Consider the following 20,901-nt stretch of genomic DNA (forward strand, 5'->3'; position numbering starts at 1 on the left):
CCCTTGGAATCCGGTCCCTGCTGGCCGCGCTGCGTTCAGGCCGACGTGGCTGATGTGATGGTCCGCAGTAGTTCGACGACCTGCCGTTCGAAGTCCGCCGGGGACCCTCCTGCCTTGGTGACAAACCGGGTCTCGCCCAGGCGCAGTCGGCGTCGGTCGGTCTCGTCGAGGTTCCTGCCGGTGTAGACCACCATCGGCAGCGAGCGAAGTCGGTCGTCGTGACGCAACGCGGTGACAACGGCATACCCGTCGATGTCAGACAGTCCAAGATCGAGGACCAGAAGGTCAGGTGCCACCTCTTGGCTCATCGCGAGTGCCTGCATGCCGGTGCGGGCCACGCGGGCGTGGATCCCGTGGCCTGAGAAGAAGCCCCTGAGAAGGTCTCCCAAGTCATCGTCGTCCTCGATGACGAGCACGCTGGTGGTGGCGTCCGCGCCCAGTGCCTTGCGCAACGAGCTCATCAGGGCGCCTTGGTCGACGGGTTTGGTCAGCCAGTCTGACGCGGTGGGGACGGCGATGTCGTCGGGGGCGAGCGCGCTGAGGATGACGATGGGGATGTGGGCAGTCGAGGGGTTCGCGCCAAGCGCGGCGATGGTCTCCCAGCCCGACATGCCAGGCATTCGTAGGTCCATCAGGATCAGGCTGGGCGCGTGCTCGGCGGCGATGTCGAGGGCCTGCTGGCCGGTGTGCGCGGCCAGGGTGGTGTAGTCGTGGGCTTCGAGCATCGCGGCCAGGACCTCGACGATGTCGGGATCGTCGTCGCAGATCAGGACGGCACCAGACGGCACGCTGTCCGTCCGCGCGGTGCCCCGCTCAGCGCGGACAGCCGGCACGGTGAAGGAGAGCGTGCTGCCCGACCCAGGTTTACTGGTCGCCCAGATCCGGCCGCCGTGTTGTTCGACGATGCCGCGGCAGATGGGCAGGCCGAGACCGGTGCCCGTCTTGGCGCGGGTGTCCGAGGCATCCACCTGGGCGAACCGGTCGAAGATTGTCTCGAGCTTGTCGGCCGGGATCCCGGATCCCTGGTCGGTCACGGTGAACAGGACGAAGCCATCGCCGCCGACTTCGGCCGGCGCGGGACCCGCGGAAACCGTCACCACCCCACCCTCGCGGGAGAACTTCACCGCGTTGCTGAGCAGGTTCGTCAACGTCTGGGCCATCCGGTCGCGGTCGGCGAGCACGACGGCATCGGTATGGTTCGCGGTGAGCGTCACCCCTGCCTGCTGTGCCATCGCACGCATCTCCTCCAGGGCCGCGTCCATCAGTTCGTCGACGGACAGGGACTCCAGGTCGAGCTCGAGCTTTCCGGCGGACAGCTTCTCCACGTCGAGGATGTCGTTGACCAGACGGACCAGGCGCTGGCAGCTGTTGAGGGCGACGTCGGCCATCCTCTGCGCCTTGGGCGGCAGGGTGCCGACGGCGCCGCCGGCCATCAGCCCGAGGGCGCCGCGGATCGAGGTCAGGGGAGTGCGCAGCTCATGGCTGATGACGCCGACGAATTCGTCCTTCATCCGCTGCACTGCCCGCTGCTCGGTGATGTCCTGCACCGTGCCGACCCGGCGAACGATGATGCCGGAACCGTCGCGCACGGCCCGTCCCATCGCACGCACCTCGCGGACGGTGCCGTCGGGGCGCACGATGCGGTACTCGGAGTGGATGTCGCCAGAGGAGGTGGCGGCCTCTTCTTGGGCGCTGAGGACCTCAGCGGCGTCGTCGGGATGGACGCGGGCCGTGAACAGGTCCTGGTGGTTGCCCTGGGCGTCAGGGGCCAGGCCGAGGATGCGATAGAACTCGGCGCTCCACTGGGTCTGCCCGCTGGTGAGCTCCCATTGCCAGCTACCGATGTGCGCCAACTGTTGGGCGTCCTGGAGCTCGTCGTTGCTGACGGCCAACTGTTCGGCGTTCGCCTCCACGCGCCGCAGCAGGGCCTCGTTCCCGACACCGAGGCGGTACAACGCGGAGGCGAGTAGCAGCATCGCGCCCAAGGTTGCGGCCGCGACGATGGCGGTCAAGCGGATCGCCGCTTCCTGACGGCGGTCTGCGGTCTGGTTCGCCATGGCCGCGGATCGAGCCAGCGCGGTCGTCAGGGATGACTGCGGCTCGGCCAGGGTGTCGAACGTACGGTCGAAGGCTGGACGTTGGGCACGGGCCTGCGCCGGGGCCACGACGGCTAGATCCGTCAGCCTGACTGCTTCGGCGCCGTATGACTTCAGTCTTGCGTCCAAGGTGCGGACATCATCGGCGACTGCCGGCGGAAGCGTGCTCGCCACCAGGTTGCCCAAGTCCGCGTTCATCCGGTCCACGTGGGTGCGGGTGAGGGTGGCGAGCTCGGGGCTACTCTCGTTGTTGCCCTGGAAGGCTTCCAGCGATTCGAGCACGTCGCCGTGGATGGTGGCGAACATCAGGTTGGCATCCTGTTGGAACTGCTGGGCAGTACGCAGGTCTGTCGCCCTCGCGTGGGCGCGCTCCACCTCGGCGAAGCCCGTCAGCGCCGTGGTCACCACCAGCAACGGGAGCACCACGGCAGCTATCGCAGCGAGGAGCAGTGTCCGGACCAACGGCCGAGCGCCGAGCCGATCATCGCCGTTGAAGACGCGAGTGTTCACGACCAGCCCAGCATCGAAGACAGCGTGGCTGGCAGAAGCATCGGGTTGAACGGTTTGCCGAGGACGCCCACGATGGGCAGCGCGGTCAGGTCCGGCTGTCCCTTGGGCTGGGACTTCGCCGTGAGCAGGACAACGGGGATGTGGGCGATTGCGGGATCCTGGCTCATGGCCACCGCGGCCGTGGTGCCGTCCATGACGGGCATCATCACGTCCATGACGATGGCGTCCGGCTGCTCGGTGAGCGCCAGGTCGATGGCTTCCTGACCGTTGTTGGCCGTAGTGACGGCCCAGCCACCCACCGCCTCCAGACTCATCTGCGCTACCTCGCGGACGTCCTCGTCGTCGTCAACGAGGAGGATCCTGCGAGTGCCGGTCCCGGGTTGTCCGGCAGCGGTACCCCGCGTGGTGCTCATGTGGTGTGCTGGTGGTTGCCGGGTACTTTCGTCCTCATGCTCCCAGTGTGCCCCTTTTGGCCATGGGTTGCCGGGCGAAACGAGCTGTGGCGACGACGGCGAGGCCCTCGGCTCTGGTGGTCCCCGGAGCCTTGACGCACTCGCTCGAGAACGTCTGTGTGACCCATGCTCCGCCATCGTCCAGGAGGGCCGGACACGCGAGCGTCCGGTCCTCCTCATGCGAAGAAGGCGTGTGCGGTCTACCCGCCGCAGGACATGTGGTCGAAGCTGACCGTCACGGTGCCGTTGGCGTTGAGGGTCGCCTGGGCGTTGTCGTGGAACTGCAGGTGCGATCCGTCGGAGCCGATCCCGTTCACGTTGAACGTCGAGTGCTCGACGCCGTTGCGCAGGTTGTTCTCGTCGCCGAACCAGGTCGCGAAGTGCCCGGTGTAGGTGACCTTCGACGGGTCGTCGGGCGTGAAGGTGAACTTGCCCTCGACCGTGCCGGTGAACCAGGACCCGATCTTGTTGATGGTGCCGTGGAAGATCTGGTTCTCGACCGCGGACACGGTGCCCGGGTCGCCGGTGCACGGGTTGACGTCCTGGAAGACGTCGACCACCCCGTGCTGGGTGTCGGTGAAGGTGATCGCGCCGTTGCCGCCGGCGACGGCCGCCGACGCGCTGAGGGCCAGCGCCGGCACGCTGACCAGTGTGGCAAGGAGCAGTTTCGTTCGCGCATACATTGGTGCCTCCAAGGTTTCGGCCAGCGTGGGTCGCGCTGTCCCAACCTTCAACGTCAGCACTCGCCGGGCCCGGTGTCATCCGCCAAAATGACGACCCGCTGGCCGAGTCGCCCCCCGCGCAGGGGTTCCGTCGTCGCAGGTCAGGGCGTACCTTGACCGGATTGGCACCCGGCCGGGGGACCGCTGAGAGGGGAACCAACGATGCGTCGTTCCGTCACCACTGTCGTCACCGCGCTGGTCGCCGCGGCGGGCACCTCGGTGGCCCTGGCCCTGCCAGCGGCTGCCATCAACAGCTACAACGCCGCACCCGCGCCGGAGCGCACCGAAGTGGGTGCGTTCGTCGCGCTCTGGGACAACACCGGCGATGGCGTGCCGGACCGGTTCGACTGGGTCTGCAGCGGCACGATGGTCGACGACGACACCTACCTGACGGCAGCCCACTGCACCGATGACTGGCCGGCGGGCACGCGGTTCTTCGTCTCCCTCGAGCAGGACTTCCAGACCCTCCTCGACACGCACGTCGGCATGACCGCCTCAGCCGAGGCGGCCCTCTTCCTGACCAACGGGTGGGTCGTCGAGGGTGACACCCACCAGGACCCCGGTTACCCGGGCAACTCCGCCGACGCCCACGACATCGGCGTGATCGACTTCGCCGACCGGGCCGTGACACCCCAGGACGTCTGGGACTTCACGCCCGCGACGCTGCCCAGGGCTGACCAGCTCACCCAGCTGGGGGGCCGGGCCCTGGACGCCGCCGACTGGTGGGCGGTCGGGTACGGCACCGAGGAGGCGCTGCGCGGACCGGGCGGTCAGACGCACCCCGGTGGCGGGGTGCGGATGAAGGCCATGGAGGACTTCAACTCGCTCAACAAGACCTGGGTCCGGCTGGCGATGAACCAGTCCCGCGGCCTGGGTGGCGCCTGCTACGGCGACTCCGGCGGCCCGAACTTCGTCCAGCTCGACGGCCGGTTGGTCCTGGCCGCCACCACCATCACCGGTGACGTGCCCTGTTACGCGACGAACGTGGCCTACCGGCTCGACACGGCCGGGGCCCGCGCCTTCCTCGCGCCGTACGTCGCCCTGCCCTGATCGCCCTGCCCTGATCGCCCTGCCCTGATCGCCCTGCCCTGATCGCCCTGCCCTCGACGCCGCGGGCTGGCGCAGCGATCACCCCAGCCCGTGCGCGGCATACCGGGGTTCAGTCCTGCTGCTTCGCACCGCGCTCGTCGGGCTCGGGCGCCGTGAGTCCGAGCGCGGCATCGATCTCGGCCTCGCTCAGCGTCCGCCCGGCGGCTGTCGCAGCCGCCATCACGTCGCCGAGCAGGGCGATCTCGTCGGCGAGGACTGTGTCGACGAGAGGCTCGTCGGGGTCGGGGACCATGATCGTCGTACTCGCCCTGTTGGCTACGGGTGGGTGTCTTCCCGCCCTCACCACCGATCGTGTGCTTCGCGGTCGGCACAGGGCCATAGTCCATCGGGATCATCTGTCGACGACCGGCCGGCAGACCCGCACCGCCGTGGCGGGCTCGGCCCCGGCTGGACGCGCTAGAGCCAGGTGTGGATGCGCACCGTGGTGCCGGTCTTGCCCGAGCGGACCTGCACGAGGTCGCAGAGCTGGTGGGCCATCCACAGTCCCTGACCGAGGTCGTCCGCCGACGCCGGGGGGAGCCGCCCCTCCATGGGGTTGTTGATCCGGCCGACTCCGCGCACTTCGCAGACCAGTGCGTGGTGCTCTTCCCAGATCCGGAGCTCGCTGGCTCCGCGACCGTGCCTGACACTGTTCACGGCCACCTCGTGGACGCCCAGGACGAGGTCGTCGGTCCGCGGGCTGCCCACACCGGCCGACGAGGCGTGCGCCCTGACGTCGGCACGGACGGCGGCGTAGTCGTCGGCCCCGAAGGACCGGTGCGAGACGACCACCTGGACGTGGGTGCGGGGCAGCTCGKCCTTGAACATCTTCCGGAGGTGGTGCACGCCGCCGTAGGTGGTGCTGCCGCGGTGGGTCTCGACGTCGAGCACCACGGGGTGTGACCGGTGCGCCTCCGCGAGCACGTCCTCGGGCAACGAAGCCGTGTCATAGGGGCACATCAGCCACAGCGGGGTCTCCGTGTCGACCGCCATGTTGAGCAGTGCCTCGTGCATCTGGCACTCGGCGAGCTCGGCGAGCCGACGACCGTGCCAGATCGGCTCGCCGATGCCGCGCACCGGTCGGCCGGGGTGGTGGTCGGTGAAGGCCCGCCAGGCCGGGATGATCCGTGCCGGGTTGGCCCCCAGCCGCGCCATGTCGACGAACGTGACCCGGGCCGCATCGGCGTCCAGGGCATCGCGCAGCACGTCGAGCCGCGCGGGCGTGACCGCCACCATCACGGGTTGCTCGGCGTCGAGGCCCTCGCGGATGAACGGGACCGTCCCTGCCAGGAACTCGTCGTCGCCGTCCCAGAAGAAGGCCTCGTGCCGGTAGCCGTCATGGGTGCGGTGCTGTCCCGCGCGGGACCCCCCGACAGCATCCCGCGTCCCGGTGGGAGGTGCCCCGCCCTCGCTGCCCTGGTGTGACGTAGCCGCCCCCCTTCGAGAGGGTTCACCGCGGCGATGCGGTCAACCGGCGTGCCTGACGTCCTCACCCGAGGCTACGCCTCAAATGCGTGGTTGAACCCGTCTGGTCTCGACTTGTCGCAGGTCAGGGCCGGTGCTGCGCTCAGGGCTGCGGTTGGGGGCGAGGCAGGCCGGCGACGCGACAGACCGCTGCCAGGCCGTCGGGGGTCCCGCGCCAGTGTCGTTCCAGGGCGCCCATCCCTGAGTGCCGCACCACTGAGCGCAGGGCGAACGCCACGACGACGACGTCGTCGGCATACCCGATCACCGGGATGAAGTCGGGCACCAGGTCGATGGGCAGCGCCAGGTACGCCAGGAGGAGCCAGAGCCGCACGCGGACCCCGCGAGGCAGCGCGTCGTCGGTCGCGAGCCGGCGCAGCAGGTGGATCACGTCGGGCAGGAGCCGCAAGGCGTCCCGCAGGCCCAGCTCGTCCGGACGACCGACCCACAGGGCGACCAGCAGGGCCCCCCACACGAGCAGCAACCCGCCACCGGCACCCACCGCCATCGACCACCAGGACCAGTCCACCCGCGTCATCCTGCCACCGACGCGGCCGCCGCCGGTGCGACGGAGACCGGGAGGGGAACCGTCGTCGTCGTCGTGCGACGATGCTGCGATGAGCGTGGGGTTCGACTACGACAACACCAGCGCGAGGCCGCCGGGGGCGTTCATGACCGCCCTGTCGACGCTGTTGCCCGGGGTGGGCGCGGTCCGCTCGCAGACCGAGCCGTATGCCGCTGCGTGGCGCCGCGCCAACGCAGTGGCGCTCGCGGGCGACGGTCCGCTCTGGGTCGCGATCGGCGACTCGATGACGCAGGGGATCGGCGCCTCGGCGCCGGAGCGCGGCTGGGTCGGCCAGCTCGCAAACCACCTCGCGGCGGCAGAACGCCCGCACCGGGTCGTCAACCTGTCGGTGACCGGCGCCCGCGTGCAGGATGCGCTCGACCACCAGCTCCCGGCGTTGCGTGACCTCGCCTCGATGGGGCAGGTCCCCGACCTGGTCACCGTGGTGGTCGGCTCGAACGACGTCGTCTCGCCCCGTCTGCGGGCCGGTCTCACCGAACGGTTCACCGCGCTCCTCGACGGTCTCCCGACCGGCGCCGTGGTCGCGAACCTGCCCAACCCCCACCGGGAGGCGCGCCGGGTCGAGGCCCTGCTGCGCCAGCGCGAACGCGCCGGTCGCCTGGTCGTCGCCGACATGAGGGCGCACGGCCCACGTAGCTGGCGGGGCAAGCTCGCCGCCGACAAGTTCCATCCCAACGACGCCGGGTATGCCGCGATGGCGCGGGTCTTCGACCTCGCCCTCGGGCTGGAGGTCGCGCCGTGAGCGCCGCGGGCGGGGTGCTCGATCTCGAGGCGTACCTGGCCCGGGTCGGCGCTGTCGTGTCGTCGCCGGACCTGGCCGGGCTGCAGCGCCTGCACGAGGCGCACGTGCGCACCTTCACGTTCGACAACATCGACGTCCTGCTCGAGCAGCACCCCGGCGTCGAGCTGGCCGACGTGCAGGCCAAGTTCGTGGGGCGCGGTCGCGGTGGCTACTGCTTCGAGCACGCCACCCTCTTCGCAGCAGTGCTCGAAGCACTCGGCTACGACGTCGAGCGCATGCTGGCGCGCGTCGGCGACGTGACGGCGTCGGCCAGGACGCACTGCGTGGTGGCGGTGCGGCTCGAGGGCACCCGGTGGTTGTCGGACCCCGGGTTCGGGCTGAGCCTCCTGCACCCGATCCCGTTGCACGACGGCGCGCAGGAGGACCACGGTGGATGGGCGTACCGCGTGGTGCGGGTGGACCGGGGCGCCAGCGGCCCCACGTGGGAGCTGCAGCGCCAGCGCGACGGCGCGTGGGAGCTCATGCACACCACCGACGAGCTGCCCGTGCAGCAGGTGGACCTCCGGGCCGGCCACCACTTCACCAGCACCTACCCGACCTCGCACTTCCGTCACGGCCTGATGGTGACGCGGCACCTGCCCGATCGGCACGTGGCCGTCACGCACGAGGCCGTGACGGTGCGGCGGCCCGGTCAGCCCACCGAGCACCACGTGCTGGTCGAGGGTGAGCTCGAGGCGCTGCTGGGCGAGCTCCGCGTCGGCCTGACGGGTGACGAGACCGAGCGCTTGCTCGCCGTGGTGGGCCGACTGCGCTCCGACCGCGGGCCAGCAGACGCCTGAGCCGTCCCGGCGTCCGCGCGAGCGGAAGGTGGGGAGGTCGGCCGCTTCAGTCGCCGTAGGACTCGCGCACCGTCGAGTCCCATCGCCAGTGGGGGGCGCGGTTGGCATCGGTGCGGTGGGTCGCGGTGAGGAAGTCGTGCCAGCCGTCCCCGGTGCGGGTGGCGCCCGGGAAGAGCCGGTTGAGGACGCGCTCGCAGATGTCGTCGGCGATCCGGAAGTCGATGCCGTGGGCGGTCAGCACGTCCCACGCGTGGGCGGCCCCTTCGACGATGCCCATCGCCGCGAAGCCGGACGCATCGGAGTTGCCCGCGGGGTGGAACCCGAGGTGGCCCGGGGGAGCGGTGGCCGTCACCGCGACGAGGAGCCCTCCGGCCGCGTCGACACACCGGACGATGGCCGCCGTGCCCTTGGCCGGGTCGGGCCACACAAGGTTCGGCGGGCTGGTGGGCTGCCACTGCGGCGGGTCGACCAAGGGGATGTAGCCGTCGAGGTGGACCTCGCGACTCGACAGGTTCAGCGCATAGGCCGCGAGGTCGTCGACGAGGTGGGCGGCGGTGTCGCGGCAGTCCCACTCGAGGCCGTGGGCCGGGCGCGACCAGCCGTCGTCGGGCACCTGGGCGAAGCCGACCATGATCGCATCGACGACCGTGCGCAGGTCGTCGGGGGTGGGGACTGCGGCGCTCATGCCGGCGAGCCTAGGGTGCGGTGCCGACACCCGTGGCTCGGCGCGCGCGGAATATACCCGGTGGGGGTATCGTTGGCCACGACATGAGCGCACACCACGGCCACATGATGACGGACTCCCTCTGGCGGCAGGCGGTCAGCGCGACGCTGCACTGCCTCACCGGCTGCGCGATCGGTGAGGTGCTCGGCATGGTGATCGGCACCGCACTGGGCTGGAGCAACCTGGCGACCGTGGTCCTGTCGGTCGCCCTGGCGTTCGTCTTCGGCTACTCCCTGACCATGCGCCCGGTCCTGCGGGCCGGCCTTCCTCTGGCCGCCGCCCTGGGTGTGGCCTTCGCCTCGGACACCGTGTCGATCTCGGTGATGGAGATCGTGGACAACGCCTTCGTCGTCGCCATCCCGGGCGCCATGGACGCCGGAGTGACGTCCGGGCTGTTCTGGGGCACCCTCGCCGCGTCGCTGGCCATCGCGTTCGTCGTGACGGTGCCAGTGAACCGCTGGCTGATCTCGCGTGGTCGAGGTCACGCGGTGATGCACCAGTACCACCACTGACCGTCTGCGACGCTGGGCGCGTGTCCGACGCCGCCCTGACCAGCCTGGCCGCCGTCGCGCTGGTCGCCCCACTGAACTGGTGGGCCGTCGCGGTCAGGGGACGGCGGCGCGAGTGGGTCTCCAAGCCGCTCGTGCTGGCCCTGCTCGTCGTCACCGCGTGGCTCGGCGGCGCCACCGACACCGCGGCCGGCTGGTGGCTGCTCGCGGCCCTCGGCCTCAGCCTGGCCGGCGACGTCGCCCTCCTGTCCGACACCCCGACGCGGTTCGTGGTCGGGCTCGCCAGCTTCCTGCTGGCCCACGTCGCGTTCGTGGTCGCCTTCGCCCACCTCGGTATGCCGCGCGGCCACCTCGCCCTCGTCGGGCTCACCCTGGTGGTGGGCCTGGCGGCGGTCGTGGGGCGCCGCGTCGTCCCCGCTGCGTGGCGCGAAGGAGGTCCCGCGCTGGGAGGTGCCGTCACGGCATACATGGGTGTCATCGGGGTCATGGTGGTGGCGGCCTGGGCGACCGGGCACCCACTCGTGGCCCTGGGGGCGTCCGTGTTCATGGTGAGCGACGCGATCCTCGCGCTGCACCGGTTCGTGCACGCGCGGCGGTTCGGGGCGCTCGCAGTGATGGTGACCTACCACGTGGCGCAGGTGCTGCTCGTGGTCGGAGTGCTGGGTGTCGTCGGCACCTGACCCGGCGTTCGCGGGGGTCGGACGGCGCCCGCCGCCAGTCGGTGACAGAGTGGTCGGACACCCTCTGACCTGCAGCGAAGGACTGAACGCCCCGTGAGCACCGTGGACGCCGTCGTCATCGGAGCAGGCCCCAACGGCCTGGTCGCCGCCAACGCGCTGGCCGACGCCGGCTGGGACGTCGTGCTGGTCGAGGCCAACGACGAGGTCGGCGGTGCGGTGCGCAGCGCCGAGGTGACCGCGCCGGGCTACGTCACCGACCTGTTCAGCGCGTTCTACCCGTTGGCCGCCGCGAGCCCGATCATCCGCGACCTGCACCTCGAGGACCACGGGCTCGTCTGGCGCCGGGCCCCGCACGTGCTCGCGCACGCGCTCGACGACGGCAGTGCCGCGCTCCTCTGCTCGCGGGCCGAGGACACCGCCGCCGGGCTGGAGGCCGAGTCGCCCGGTGACGGGGAGGCCTGGCTGGAGCTGGTGCGCGGCTGGGACCGCATCCGGGACCCGCTGCTCGATGCGCTGTTCACCCCGTTCCCACCCGTCGCGTCGGCGACGCGCATGCTGCGCCGGCTGGGTGCCGCGGACACGCTCGACTTCGCGCGCCTCGCCGTCACGCCGGTCCGGCGCCTGGCCCAGGAGCGCTTCGACGGGCAGGGCGCCGGCCTGCTGCTCACCGGCAACGCCATGCACACCGACGTGCCGCCCGACGCGGCGGGCAGTGGCATGTTCGGCTGGCTCCTCTGCATGCTCGGGCAGGATGTCGGGTTCCCCGTGCCGGAAGGTGGAGCGGGCGAGCTGGCGCAGGCCCTGCGCCGGCGGGCCGAGAGCCTCGGGGTGCGCGTGCTCACCGGGTCGCCGGTCACCACGGTGACGACCGCGGGCGGGCGGGCCACCGGAGTGCGGCTGGCCGACGGGACCACCCTGCGCGCCACCCGGGCGGTCCTCGCCGACGTGCCTGCCACGACGCTCTACCGCCGCCTGCTGGCTGACCACCCCCTGCCCCCGCGGCTCGAGCGCGACCTCGACCGGTTCCAGTGGGACAACGGCACGATCAAGGTGAACTGGGCCCTCGAGCGACCCGTCCCGTGGACGGCGGACGTGGCCCGGGGTGCCGGGACTGTGCACCTCGGGGTCGACCAGGACGGCTTCGTCGACTTCGCTGCCGACCTGTCCGTCGGGCGCACACCCGAGCGACCGTTCCTGCTGTTCGGGCAGATGACGACCTCCGACCCGACGCGGTCGCCCGAGGGCACCGAGTCGGCGTGGGCCTACTCGCACGTGCCGCACGACGTCGAGTGGTCGGGGGAGCGGCTCGCGGAGCACGTGGAGCGGATGGAGGCTGCGGTGGAGCGCGTGGCGCCGGGGTTCCGCGACAGCCAGGTGGCTCGGCACGTGCAGTCCCCGGGCGACCTCGAGTCGGAGAACCCCAGCCTCGTCGGCGGTGCCATCAACGCCGGCACGGCAGGGCTCCACCAGCAGCTCGTGTTCCGTCCCACGCCCGGTCTGGGCCGGCCCGAGACGCCGGTGCCCGGCCTCTACCTCGCCGGTGCCTCGGCCCACCCGGGAGGAGGGGTGCACGGTGCCTGCGGGTGGAACGCCGCGCGCGCGGCACTTGGCGCCAACGGCCGCCTCACCGGCGGCATCCGCAGGGCGCTCGCCCGGACCGCGTGGGACCGGCTGCTCAGGCCGTGAGGGACGGGCGCGGCCCGACCTGGCACGATCGCCCGGGAGGGGCGGTCACCCGGCGCCGAGACGCTCGCGGTGCCGACCCTCGGCGAGGTAGGCCAGGCGGCGCAGCGCCTCGACGTTCCTCGGCCCGATGGCGAGCTGTCGCAAGGGCCTCGGCACGAGCGTGCCCGGGCCGCTGACCGCGTCCTCCGCCATCGCGACGCTGCACGACTCTCCGCCGGTAGGAGTGAGGGTGATCCGCACCTCCGCCTCACCGGCCGGCCAGCCCCTGGCCTTGAGCACGAGCTCGGTGGGGCCGGCGCTCCGCAGGACGTGGGTCGTGTCGCTGATGACGGCCGGCCACACGCCGAACGAGTGGTGGATCCTCGTGCCCTCTGCGGGCCACCCCTCGTCGACGCCGCGCACGCGGGAGGCGCCGACGACCCAGGTGGCGTAGAGCCACCCATCGGCCAGCACGTCCCAGACCGCCTGGGCCGGTGCGTCGACGGCCCGGGTGACCGTGACGACACCTTCGCCGAGATCGTCCATGTCAGCTCCTCTTGCCGGTGGTGCGGTGGATGGTAGCTGCAGGGGCGCCGAGGGGCGGGAACCGTGCTCCCGCCACTCGACGCCACCCTGCGGATCGTGCTGCTAGTGCGAGGCGCGCACAGCGTCTGCCGAGTCCTGTGCCTGGGACTTGACGTCCTCGGCGGTGCTCTGGCCCTCCTGGACGACGTTGTCCTTCGCCTGGGTCGCCGTCTCCTTGACGTTCTGGGCCGCCTGCCGGGCGGGCTCCTTGAGCTCCTGCGCCGTGTCCTGCGCGACGCTCTTGACCCCCTCGACGAGGGGCTGCGCCTTGTCCTTCAACGCCCCCGCCGCCTGCTTCTCCTTCTCGGTCGCGGGGAGCATGGAGCCGACGAGCCAGCCCACGCCCAGCGCGATGAGGCCAGCGGCGAGGGGGTTGCCCCGGGTCTGGGTGCGAGCCTTGGTGGCCGCGGCCCCAGGGGCGTGGCCGACGCTCGACCCGGCGTCCGAACCGGTGCTGCGCAGGTCGTCCGCGGTCCCCATCACGCGCTCCTTGACCGACGTCGCGACGCCGGCGACCTTGTCCGCCTGTCGTCGGGCGACGTTGGCAGGGCTGACCGTCTCGGTCAGCGCGTTCACGTCGTCGCTCAGTCGCCCACGGGTGTCCTCGATCTCGCGACGGATCTCGTCAGGGTTGTTCGTCATCGCTTGTCCTCGTTTCCTCTGAGTGCGTCCGGGATCTCCCGCGCAGTCTGGGTTGTCTGTGGAATTCCGTTGACCTGCTTGAGCTCTCGTCGGCCGATGCTGGCAAGGACTGCCGCGACGACAGCCCACACGACGGCCACCACGAGGGCTGACCACGCGCGACCGATCTCGTTGCCGAGGCCCCACCAGAGGGTGATCGAGAGGAAGAGCAGGACGAAGTGGCCTGCCATGGCCGCCCCGCCGAGCATGCCCGCGCCCTTGCCCGCTCGGGTGGCGGACTGCCGCAGCTCTGCCTTGGCCAGCTCGGTCTCCTGACGGATCAGGGTGGAGAGGTCACGACTGATGTCGGCGAAGAGCTCGCCGACGTTGCTGAGCGAGCGCGGCGGCGACTCGTCGAGCCGTGGTTCCTGGCTCATGCCGGGAACGCATCCGGGTCGGCGATGGTCGTCGTGCCCCCGGTGCTGTGGCTGCCGGTGTAGGTGCCACGGTCGGTCCCGCTGGAGGGACGGGCATGGCCGACGGTGGGGTCGCCTCCGTAGGTAGCAGCAGCGTCGGTGTGCTCCTCGTGGGCCGACTGCTCCTGGTGGTCTGCCACGAGTCCCCGGCTCAGCCGTCCCCCGACCAGGCCGATGGCAGCCGCGGCGACGAGGAAGGTCCCGGGACGCTGGCGAGCGAACTGCTTGACCTCGGAGACGAGGGAGCCGGGGTCGCGCTGGTCGAGCCAGCCGGCCACGCTGTCCATGCGCTGGGCAGCCTGCTGGGCGAGGTCGCTCGCGACGCCCTGCTGCTCACTGCTGCGGGCCATGCCGGTCAGCTCCTGGCTCAGGGACCGCAGACCCTCGGCCACCCGCGTCTGCTGCTGCGCGCTCTGGTCGAGCAGCTGGCCACGGGTCTGCTGCCACAGCTCCTTGGCCTGCTGCCCGGTCTCCTGCACGACGTTCATGGCCTCGTCCTTGCCGACGTCGGCGACGTGCTTGGCGCCGTCCTTGGCCTGTTGTCCAGTGGTGCGGGCCTCCTCCTTCACGACGTCCGTGGTGCTGTCGTGCCCGGATGGGCGGTCCGCGGTGGCAGTCGTGCTGCCGCTGCCGGGCCGGTTGACCGGGCTGGCGACGGGGCTGTCGGTGCCGTGGCTGTCCGTGCCGTACGCGTCGGTGCCCGACGTGGAGGAGCCCGACGTGGGGGAGGTATCCACCGAGCCGAGCTCGCGGGTGGTCTCCTGGGGTGTGCTGGTGGTTCCGTAGATCTCGCTCATGTCCATTCCTGTCTGTCAACGAGTGCTGGACGGGCGGTCCGTGCGACCGCCGGTAAGAAGGGGTTGCCCCCGCCCTGACCTGCGCAAACGTCGAAAATGTCTGCTATCTGTCGGCGGCTGCCCCGGGCCTCAGGAGCCTGAGCAGCGTGCGGGCATCGTGTGGCGCGTGGCCACGCGCGTCGTTGTCGGAGTAGACGTGGACGTCCAGCCCCTGGTCCGCCCACCCGCGCACCCGATCTGCCCAGGTCTCCAGCGCCGCGCGGGAGTACCCACTGCGGTAGAGCTCGGTGTCACCGTGCAGGCGCACGTAGACCAGGTCGGCGGTGACGACGTCGAAGGTGGGCCACGTGCCGGCGCTGTCTGACTGAACCATGGCGATCCCGTTGCGCTGCAACAGGTCTCGTGCAGCTGGTGAGGAGAAGCTCTCATGACGAGGTTCGAGTGCGTGGCGGATCGGCGCACTGACGAGGGGTGTCGTCAGGACGCGGCCCTCGGCCAGCTTGGCGTCGTGCCTCCGCGCCAGCTCGGCCGCTGCCTCGGTCGTGTCGGGGAGCAGCGTGAAGAAGTCGCTGAGGAGCCGTTCGTCGAAGGGCAGACTCGCGGGCAGCTGCCAGAGGACGGGACCCAGCTTGGCGCCGAGGGCGAGCACGCCGGAGGCGAAGAAGTTGGCCAGCGCCGGCTGCACGCCGGCGAGGCGGCGCATGTGGGTGATGAACCGGCCACCCTTGACCGCGAAGACGAAGTCGTCCGGCACCTGCTGCGCCCAGGCGGCGTAGCTGCTCGGGCGTTGCAGCGAGTAGAAGGAGCCGTTGAGCTCGACCGCGTTGAGCTCGCTTGCCAGGTGTGCGAGCTCGTCACGCTGGCGCAGGCCCGACGGGTAGAAGTCACCGCGCCACGACGGGTAGCGCCAACCGGACGTGCCGATGCGGATGTCCCCTCCAGCAGGCGCCTCGACCGGTCGCCCCGGACCAGCGTCGGGTCGGGGCATCAGCTCAGGACGGATCGCCGATGCGGCCGATCGGGCTGTGCGGAGCCGCCTCTTCCAGCGTGCCGACGAGCTCCTCCAACGACTGGAACTCCCGTGTCCTGGGGGCCAGCGACAGGTGCCACAAGAGGTGGCTCGGAGCGTGCCGTCCGATCAGGGTGGCGGCGAGGTGGTCGTGGGTCCCTGGAAAGCATCGGGGTCTCAGGTAGGTGGCCAGCTCCTCCGCCCAGCTCGAGTCCTGGTGACTGGGGGAAGCGGTGGGGATGGTCATACGGGTCTCCTGGGATCGCGTCGGGCGCAGGCGGGTCGAGGGTGCTCACCTGACTGTTCCCCCAACCGCACCCCTCCAAACGCGCACCACCGAGCGACGCGCCACCCGTCCCGCGCTGTTGGAGCCGGGTGGCGCGCCTCACGCAGCCCCTACCCCCGCAACGGGAGCGGAAACAGAAGCGGGGCGGTCGCGATCGCTGGGGGAGCCGCACGACCTCCTCAGGCCCTGACTCGCCAGTGACCCGTGGACGGGTCCAGCTCCGCGAGGTGGCGTGCCTCGAACTCGGCCAGCCATCCCTCCATCGGGAACCAGCCCCACCGGTCGTGGAAAGTGTTCGCGTTGCGCACGATCGAGTGCACGTGCTGGACCGGTGGCACCTCGCTGCCGTGGTGCTGGTGGTATGCCGCGGCGCCGCCGACCCAGAGCAGCTCGCCGTGGGCGGCGGCGAGCCGCTGTCCGAAGTCGGTGTCCTCGGCCCCGTAGCCCGAGTACGCCTCGTCGAAGCCGCCCGTCGTCGTCCAGTCGCGGGCCGTCAGTGCGAACGACAGCGACCAGAACAGGCGCAGGTCCGCGCCCACCAGGACGGTGTCGGGCTCCGGCGCGGGACGCGCGGGATGCGGTTGCGCACGGTCCGCCAGGCCTGGCGCGCGGTAGTCGGACGGGTGGGCCACCGGCGGCAGGTACCGCACCTCGCCGCACGCGACGCTCGGCGTGGACCCGGCGCGCGACGCCAGCACGGCGGCATACCGCTGCACCAGGGACGGCTCCGGGATGCAGTCCACGTCGAGGAAGACCAGGACTTCGGCCCCGGCCCGCAGGGCCGCCTCGGCGCCGGCGTTGCGGGCCTCGGCGAGGGGCAGGTTGGTGGGATCCGCGGCCAGCTCCACCACCAGCGCGCCCGGGTGCTGCTCACCTGCCACCTCGGCGATGCCGGGGTCACCCATGGCGACGACGACGTAGGCGTCGGGCTGCTGGGTCTGGTGGCTCAGCCCCCACGCCTGGCCGCGGAGGTGCTCGTGGCGGCCGTGCGCGATGGTGACGACAGCGGTGCGTGGACTCTTCATCCGCGCACCCGAACGGGGAGACCGACGGTGTGCAGGTGGGCAGCAGCGTCCGCCGCGCCGTGACCCGTCGACCATCGGGCCCAGCCGTCTCCGCCCCGCTGCAGCGCGAGGTCGAGGAGCGCCGGCCAGGCGTCGCCGGCCGGCCAGGCTTCGCGGCCCACCGCGATCGAGTGCGCCTCGACCTGGCGCGCAGTCGCGACCTGTTCGTCGAAGGGACGTGGCTGCGCGACGACGACTGCCGGGCGTCGGGCGGCCGCCACCTCCGCCACGGCGTTCTGACCGGCGTGGGTGACGACGACGTCCGCCCGCTGGAGCTGCTCCCAGAGGGGCAGGTCGGCAGGGGTGCCGGGGGACCGCTCGACCCAGGTCCACGACGGCGTCGCAGCCCTGGCTGCGTCGAGCTGGGCGACGGTCGTGGTCCGCCCACCGGCACCCCAGAGCACCAGGACCGACCCGCCGGCGGGGTGGACGAGTGGGGGTTGCGGTCGAGGCGTCAGGTGGTCGAACTTCGAGATGCCGCCGACGAACCACGCCTTGGCCGTCCAGTCGCTCGGCCACGTGGAGTCGTGCGTGCCCTTCGGCCACGGCGCCAGCAACGCGTCCGCCGTGTCGTAGGCGAGGCGGTGGGCCCGGTCGCGCCGTGCGCCCGGCAGGGCCACCACGACGGTCGGCACGCCACACAGCCGCACGAGCAGCGCGACCTCGACCGATACGTCCACCACGACCGCTCGGGGCCGGTGCTCGCTGACCCAGGCGGTGATCTGGGCCGAGCGCCGGGCGAGTCCCGCGTGCCCGACCGGCACCCAGTGCAGGACGTCATGGGCCGTCGGGTCGCCGTGCCGGGCCAGCACCTCGGGGTCCGGGTCGTCGTCCCGCGCGAGCTGCGTCCAGCCCGACTCCCAGCCCTCGGGGGCCGGCGCGGAGCTGAGACCCCAGACGGGTTCGTCCATGGCGCCGGCGATGCTCTGCAGGCGGGTGAGGTGCCCCGCGCCCTGGTGGTGGGCGTAGTAGCCGATCACGCGGCCCGTCCGATGGTCGTGGTGAGCCGTTCGTAGTGGCCGAGGTAGGCGTCGACCATCGTGTCGAGCGAGCAGTGGGTCTCGGCGTGCTCGCGGCAGCGCCGTCGGTCAAGGGCGCACACGCCGTCCAGCGCGTCCGCGGCCGAGGCCACGTCGCCCGGCTCGACCAGCACCCCACACTCGGGTGCGACGAACTCGGGCAGCCCGCCTCGGCGGTATCCCGTGACCGGTGTCCCACACGCCAGGGACTCGGCCGCGACCAGTCCGTAGGGCTCGTCCCACTCGGGTGTCACGACGAGGGCTGCGCTGGAGCCGACCAGGTCGCGCAGCGCCGGCACGTCCAGGTGTCCCAGGTACTCGACGGTGGGTCCGAGCAGTGGTTCCACGGCCCACTGGAAGTATTCGAGGTCGCCCACCGGCCCGGCCAGCCGGATCCGGCGGTCGCTCGCCAGCGCGATGCGAATCGCTTCGTGTGGCGCCTTCTCCGGCACCACCCGGCCGACCCACGCCAGGTCGTCTCCGCCGGGTCCCGGGGTCCACACCGCGGTGTCGACGCCGTTGTGCACCACGGCGGCCGTGGTCACGTGCGACCACTGCTGCGCGGTGTGGTGGCTGACGGCCACGAACCGGGTGCGGCGCTGGTCCATCAGCCGGATGGCGGGTTCCAGCCACGGGGTGGGGGGAGTGTGCAGGGTGGTGAGCATCGGAGCAGCGCACGACTGGGCGAGGGCGAGCGGCAGGAAGTGCAGGCTGTTGTTGTGGATGATGTCGACGTCGGTGCGGTCCCGGAGCTCGAGCATCACCTGGAGATAGGCGTGGTGCTCGCGCAACCACGGTTCCGGCGGCATGGAGACGTCAGCACGTGCCTGCTCRCTGAGCTCGAGCGGGCGGGCCGTGAGCTCGCGGGCGTCGAGACCGGGATCGCTGCCCTGGCCCGCGAAGAGCGTCACGTCGACACCTCGCTCGCGCAGCCCCCTCACCAGGGCCCAGGTGAGCGACTCGAGGCCGCCCGCAAAGGGCTGGCGCAGGGGGTGACGGGCGGCGGCGAGGATCACGACGTGCACGCGAGCCTCCGGTCCAGGGCCGCCGCATAGACCTCTTCGTGGGCGCGGGCGAGCCGTCGACGTTCGGTATGCCGCGTGGTCAGTGACGCCCGCGGCGCGGTCCCGCCGGCCAGCCAGTTGCGATGGGCGGTACGCACGGCGGTGACGAGGGAGGACGTGCGCTCGGGACCGTCCGCGGCATACGTCAGGCAGGGACGCTGCTCGGCGTAGAAGCCGCAGTCCGGTGCAGCCACCCAGGTGCCCAGGTCGTACCCCGCCTCCAGCCAGCCCGAGTGGGTGCCGAACTGGTAGGGGAGCACGGACACGTCGAGGCCCTGCAGGTAGCCCCACAGCTCGTCGTCGCTGAAGTAGTCGTGCACCTGCAGCTCCAGCGCGCCCCGCTCCGACAACGTGGTGAGGCGGGCGGCGAAAGCCGGCTCGTGGCGCGGGAACCCCGCTGTCATGACGTCGGTGTGGGCGTCCACGCGGAGGCGGGCACCCGGCATCCGCGGCATGGCCTGGATCAGCGCGTCGATGAGGGGGAGGGGGTCCATGTTGGCGCGCAGGCTCTTGGCGTGCAGCCCGACCACGAACTCCTCCCGCGGTCCGCGAGGTCGCTGGAGCCACTCGTCCGGGACCACCTGCGGGTGGGGCAGGACGATCGCGTCGCGACCCCACCTGGCCCGGATCGTCGCCGCCGCACCGGGCGTGAGCGTGATCAGGGCGTCAGCCGCRCCCACGAGCACGCCGAGCTGCGCGTCGTGCAGCTCGGCCCGCTCGTGGTGGGGGTTGCGCAGGTCGTGCACGGTGAGCACGAGCGGTTTGTCGTGCCGGTGCAGGGCCTGGACGACGTCCCGCAGGTCGTCGGGCGACAGGGCGTCGAAGCCGAAGTGGACGTGCAGCACGTCGAAGTCGGCCGCGTGCTCGTCGACCCAGTGAGCGGTGAGCATGCGCGGTGGCCACCACGGGGAGTCCGGGGAGCTGTCGGAGGGCGGGTCGGGGAGGCGCGCCACGGTCGTGGTGTCGGGGGAGGGCGGCGACAGGTGCCGCACGTAGACGTGGCCGGACGGGACAGAGGCGACAACGAGGCTCAAGGCTGACCTTCGGAAAGGGGCGTCGAGCGCGCCGTGCGCGACCCGACTGGGCAGCTGGCGCATGGCTTGACCGGCTCTGGACTACTCAGGCCAAGGTAACCCTCGGCACCGACAATGGCGACCCGCAGGCCCCCTGGGTGGTTCAGTGCAACGTCGCGCGGTGGCTCTCGTTGATCTTCTCGGCCAGGGCCGCGAGCTTGGTGTTGGTGCGGCTCGAGGCGCTGCGCAGGATCTGGAAGGCCTCCTCGTCATCCACCTGGTGGGCCGCCATGAGCAGCCCGACCGCCTTGCCGATCTCCCGGTTGCTCTCGAGTCCCTTGCGCAGGTTCTCGGCCGTGGCCTGCCGCTCGGCAGCTGCGAGCGCGACCGAGGTGAACGCGGCCAGCACCGCGCCGACGCCCACCGACTCCTCGGTCAGGGCGCCGGGGGTGTCGGAGAAGACGTTGAACGCCGCGCGGCTGCCGAGTCCGTCCATGAGCTGGTAGCCGATCATCCCCCGCACCGAGGTGCGGTCGAGGGTCAGCTCCTTGAGGCGGGGCCACTTCGTCCCGTCGCTGATGTCGGGGTCGTGCTGCACGGAGTCCTGCTCGATGCTGTCGAGGCAGGGTCCTTCGTGGGCCTCGGACTCGAGGCGGTCCATCAGGCGAGCGACATCGTCGCTGGCCGCCTGGGTGCGCAGCTGCTCGTCGCCGTCGAGGGTGGAGATGCAGGCGTGGTCGGCACCCGGGATCACGTCCACGGCCATCTGGCAGATCGCTGGGAGGATCTCGTCGGGGCCGGTGCCCGCGTACACGAGCTTGGCGAGGGCCGCGAAGGCCTCCGTGGCCTCGTGCGGGATGGGGGTCTGCATGGGGTCAGTATCACCCGG

23 protein-coding genes and 1 pseudogene are annotated in these 20,901 nt (G+C 71.5%); 6 read left to right on the forward strand and 18 right to left on the reverse strand.

Annotated elements, in window-relative coordinates; genetic code table 11:
* Window positions 1-35 precede the first annotated feature (35 nt).
* The 3 genes from AC1DX8_RS05440 to AC1DX8_RS05450 form a co-directional block, all read right to left on the reverse strand.
* Window positions 36-2,606: a response regulator gene (locus AC1DX8_RS05440; protein WP_477628898.1), complete on the reverse strand. Its 2,571-nt coding sequence runs from the start codon at window positions 2,604-2,606 to the stop codon at window positions 36-38.
* Window positions 2,603-3,019, reverse strand: coding sequence for a response regulator (locus tag AC1DX8_RS05445; RefSeq protein WP_477628899.1), 417 nt, complete (start codon window positions 3,017-3,019; stop codon window positions 2,603-2,605). Before AC1DX8_RS05445 ends, AC1DX8_RS05440 begins: the two co-directional genes overlap by 4 nt.
* Window positions 3,020-3,258: 239 nt before the next feature.
* Window positions 3,259-3,699, reverse strand: a complete 441-nt coding sequence (locus AC1DX8_RS05450) for a hypothetical protein (protein WP_477628900.1) — start codon at window positions 3,697-3,699, stop codon at window positions 3,259-3,261.
* Between the two features lie 243 nt (window positions 3,700-3,942).
* Here AC1DX8_RS05450 and AC1DX8_RS05455 point away from each other — a divergent pair, with 243 nt between their 5' ends.
* Complete coding sequence (locus AC1DX8_RS05455; protein ID WP_477628901.1) at window positions 3,943-4,830, forward strand: trypsin-like serine protease; 888 nt, start codon at window positions 3,943-3,945, stop codon at window positions 4,828-4,830.
* A 109-nt stretch (window positions 4,831-4,939) separates the two neighbouring features.
* Here the strand turns inward: AC1DX8_RS05455 and AC1DX8_RS05460 are convergent, their stop codons facing one another.
* The 3 genes and pseudogenes from AC1DX8_RS05460 to AC1DX8_RS05470 form a co-directional block, all read right to left on the reverse strand.
* Window positions 4,940-5,122 carry a hypothetical protein gene (locus AC1DX8_RS05460; RefSeq protein WP_477628902.1) on the reverse strand — a complete coding sequence of 61 codons (183 nt, stop codon included), beginning with the start codon at window positions 5,120-5,122 and terminating at the stop codon, window positions 4,940-4,942.
* A gap of 164 nt (window positions 5,123-5,286) precedes the next feature.
* Window positions 5,287-6,189, reverse strand: a pseudogene (locus AC1DX8_RS05465) (anti-sigma factor RsbA family regulatory protein); the annotation flags it as partial.
* A 247-nt stretch (window positions 6,190-6,436) separates the two neighbouring features.
* Window positions 6,437-6,871, reverse strand: a complete 435-nt coding sequence (locus tag AC1DX8_RS05470; RefSeq protein ID WP_477628903.1) for a YkvA family protein — start codon at window positions 6,869-6,871, stop codon at window positions 6,437-6,439.
* Between the two features lie 79 nt (window positions 6,872-6,950).
* On the opposite strand from AC1DX8_RS05470, the gene AC1DX8_RS05475 reads away from it, so the two are divergent.
* Window positions 6,951-7,661, forward strand: a complete 711-nt coding sequence (locus AC1DX8_RS05475; protein ID WP_477628904.1) for an SGNH/GDSL hydrolase family protein — start codon at window positions 6,951-6,953, stop codon at window positions 7,659-7,661.
* The gene (locus tag AC1DX8_RS05480; RefSeq protein WP_477628905.1) at window positions 7,658-8,500 is read left to right on the forward strand and encodes an arylamine N-acetyltransferase family protein; all 843 of its coding nucleotides are present in this window, start codon (window positions 7,658-7,660) and stop codon (window positions 8,498-8,500) included. Before AC1DX8_RS05475 ends, AC1DX8_RS05480 begins: the two co-directional genes overlap by 4 nt.
* A 46-nt stretch (window positions 8,501-8,546) precedes the next feature.
* Here AC1DX8_RS05480 and AC1DX8_RS05485 read toward each other — a convergent pair whose 3' ends face one another.
* Complete coding sequence (locus AC1DX8_RS05485) at window positions 8,547-9,185, reverse strand: DinB family protein (RefSeq protein ID WP_477628906.1); 639 nt, start codon at window positions 9,183-9,185, stop codon at window positions 8,547-8,549.
* 83 nt (window positions 9,186-9,268) lie between these two features.
* Here AC1DX8_RS05485 and AC1DX8_RS05490 point away from each other — a divergent pair, with 83 nt between their 5' ends.
* The 3 genes from AC1DX8_RS05490 (at window position 9,269) to AC1DX8_RS05500 (ending at window position 12,099) form a co-directional block, all read left to right on the forward strand.
* Entirely contained in the window at window positions 9,269-9,736 is a 468-nt protein-coding gene (locus AC1DX8_RS05490; protein ID WP_477628907.1) for a DUF4396 domain-containing protein, read from the forward strand.
* 20 nt (window positions 9,737-9,756) lie between these two features.
* Window positions 9,757-10,413 (forward strand): lysoplasmalogenase family protein, encoded by a 657-nt coding sequence (locus AC1DX8_RS05495; RefSeq protein ID WP_477628908.1) that lies wholly within the window; start codon window positions 9,757-9,759, stop codon window positions 10,411-10,413.
* Between the two features lie 93 nt (window positions 10,414-10,506).
* Window positions 10,507-12,099 carry a phytoene desaturase family protein gene (locus tag AC1DX8_RS05500; RefSeq protein WP_477628909.1) on the forward strand — a complete coding sequence of 531 codons (1,593 nt, stop codon included), beginning with the start codon at window positions 10,507-10,509 and terminating at the stop codon, window positions 12,097-12,099.
* Between the two features lie 45 nt (window positions 12,100-12,144).
* On the opposite strand, the gene AC1DX8_RS05505 is transcribed toward AC1DX8_RS05500, so the two are convergent.
* The 11 genes from AC1DX8_RS05505 to AC1DX8_RS05555 form a co-directional block, all read right to left on the reverse strand.
* Window positions 12,145-12,624, reverse strand: coding sequence for an SRPBCC family protein (locus AC1DX8_RS05505; RefSeq protein WP_477628910.1), 480 nt, complete (start codon window positions 12,622-12,624; stop codon window positions 12,145-12,147).
* Between the two features lie 102 nt (window positions 12,625-12,726).
* Window positions 12,727-13,305: a DUF3618 domain-containing protein gene (locus AC1DX8_RS05510; RefSeq protein WP_477628911.1), complete on the reverse strand. Its 579-nt coding sequence runs from the start codon at window positions 13,303-13,305 to the stop codon at window positions 12,727-12,729.
* Entirely contained in the window at window positions 13,302-13,721 is a 420-nt protein-coding gene (locus AC1DX8_RS05515; protein WP_477628912.1) for a phage holin family protein, read from the reverse strand. The genes AC1DX8_RS05510 and AC1DX8_RS05515 overlap by 4 nt, the downstream gene beginning before the upstream one ends.
* Window positions 13,718-14,557, reverse strand: coding sequence for a hypothetical protein (locus tag AC1DX8_RS05520; RefSeq protein WP_477628913.1), 840 nt, complete (start codon window positions 14,555-14,557; stop codon window positions 13,718-13,720). The genes AC1DX8_RS05515 and AC1DX8_RS05520 overlap by 4 nt, the downstream gene beginning before the upstream one ends.
* 103 nt (window positions 14,558-14,660) lie before the next feature.
* Window positions 14,661-15,545 (reverse strand): DUF72 domain-containing protein, encoded by an 885-nt coding sequence (locus tag AC1DX8_RS05525; protein ID WP_477628914.1) that lies wholly within the window; start codon window positions 15,543-15,545, stop codon window positions 14,661-14,663.
* Between the two features lie 4 nt (window positions 15,546-15,549).
* Window positions 15,550-15,813 (reverse strand): DUF2795 domain-containing protein, encoded by a 264-nt coding sequence (locus tag AC1DX8_RS05530; RefSeq protein ID WP_477628915.1) that lies wholly within the window; start codon window positions 15,811-15,813, stop codon window positions 15,550-15,552.
* A 218-nt stretch (window positions 15,814-16,031) separates the two neighbouring features.
* Window positions 16,032-16,877: a glycosyltransferase family 2 protein gene (locus tag AC1DX8_RS05535; protein ID WP_477628916.1), complete on the reverse strand. Its 846-nt coding sequence runs from the start codon at window positions 16,875-16,877 to the stop codon at window positions 16,032-16,034.
* The gene (locus AC1DX8_RS05540; protein ID WP_477628917.1) at window positions 16,874-17,896 is read right to left on the reverse strand and encodes a glycosyltransferase; all 1,023 of its coding nucleotides are present in this window, start codon (window positions 17,894-17,896) and stop codon (window positions 16,874-16,876) included. The genes AC1DX8_RS05535 and AC1DX8_RS05540 overlap by 4 nt, the downstream gene beginning before the upstream one ends.
* Entirely contained in the window at window positions 17,893-18,960 is a 1,068-nt protein-coding gene (locus AC1DX8_RS05545; RefSeq protein WP_477628918.1) for a glycosyltransferase family 4 protein, read from the reverse strand. Before AC1DX8_RS05545 ends, AC1DX8_RS05540 begins: the two co-directional genes overlap by 4 nt.
* Window positions 18,948-20,033, reverse strand: a complete 1,086-nt coding sequence (locus AC1DX8_RS05550; RefSeq protein ID WP_477628919.1) for a glycosyltransferase — start codon at window positions 20,031-20,033, stop codon at window positions 18,948-18,950. The genes AC1DX8_RS05545 and AC1DX8_RS05550 overlap by 13 nt, the downstream gene beginning before the upstream one ends.
* 142 nt (window positions 20,034-20,175) lie before the next feature.
* Window positions 20,176-20,883 (reverse strand): GAF and ANTAR domain-containing protein, encoded by a 708-nt coding sequence (locus AC1DX8_RS05555; protein WP_477628920.1) that lies wholly within the window; start codon window positions 20,881-20,883, stop codon window positions 20,176-20,178.
* Window positions 20,884-20,901: the final 18 nt, after the last annotated feature.

The sequence above is a fragment of the Pedococcus sp. P2_A3 genome (assembly GCF_056405035.1).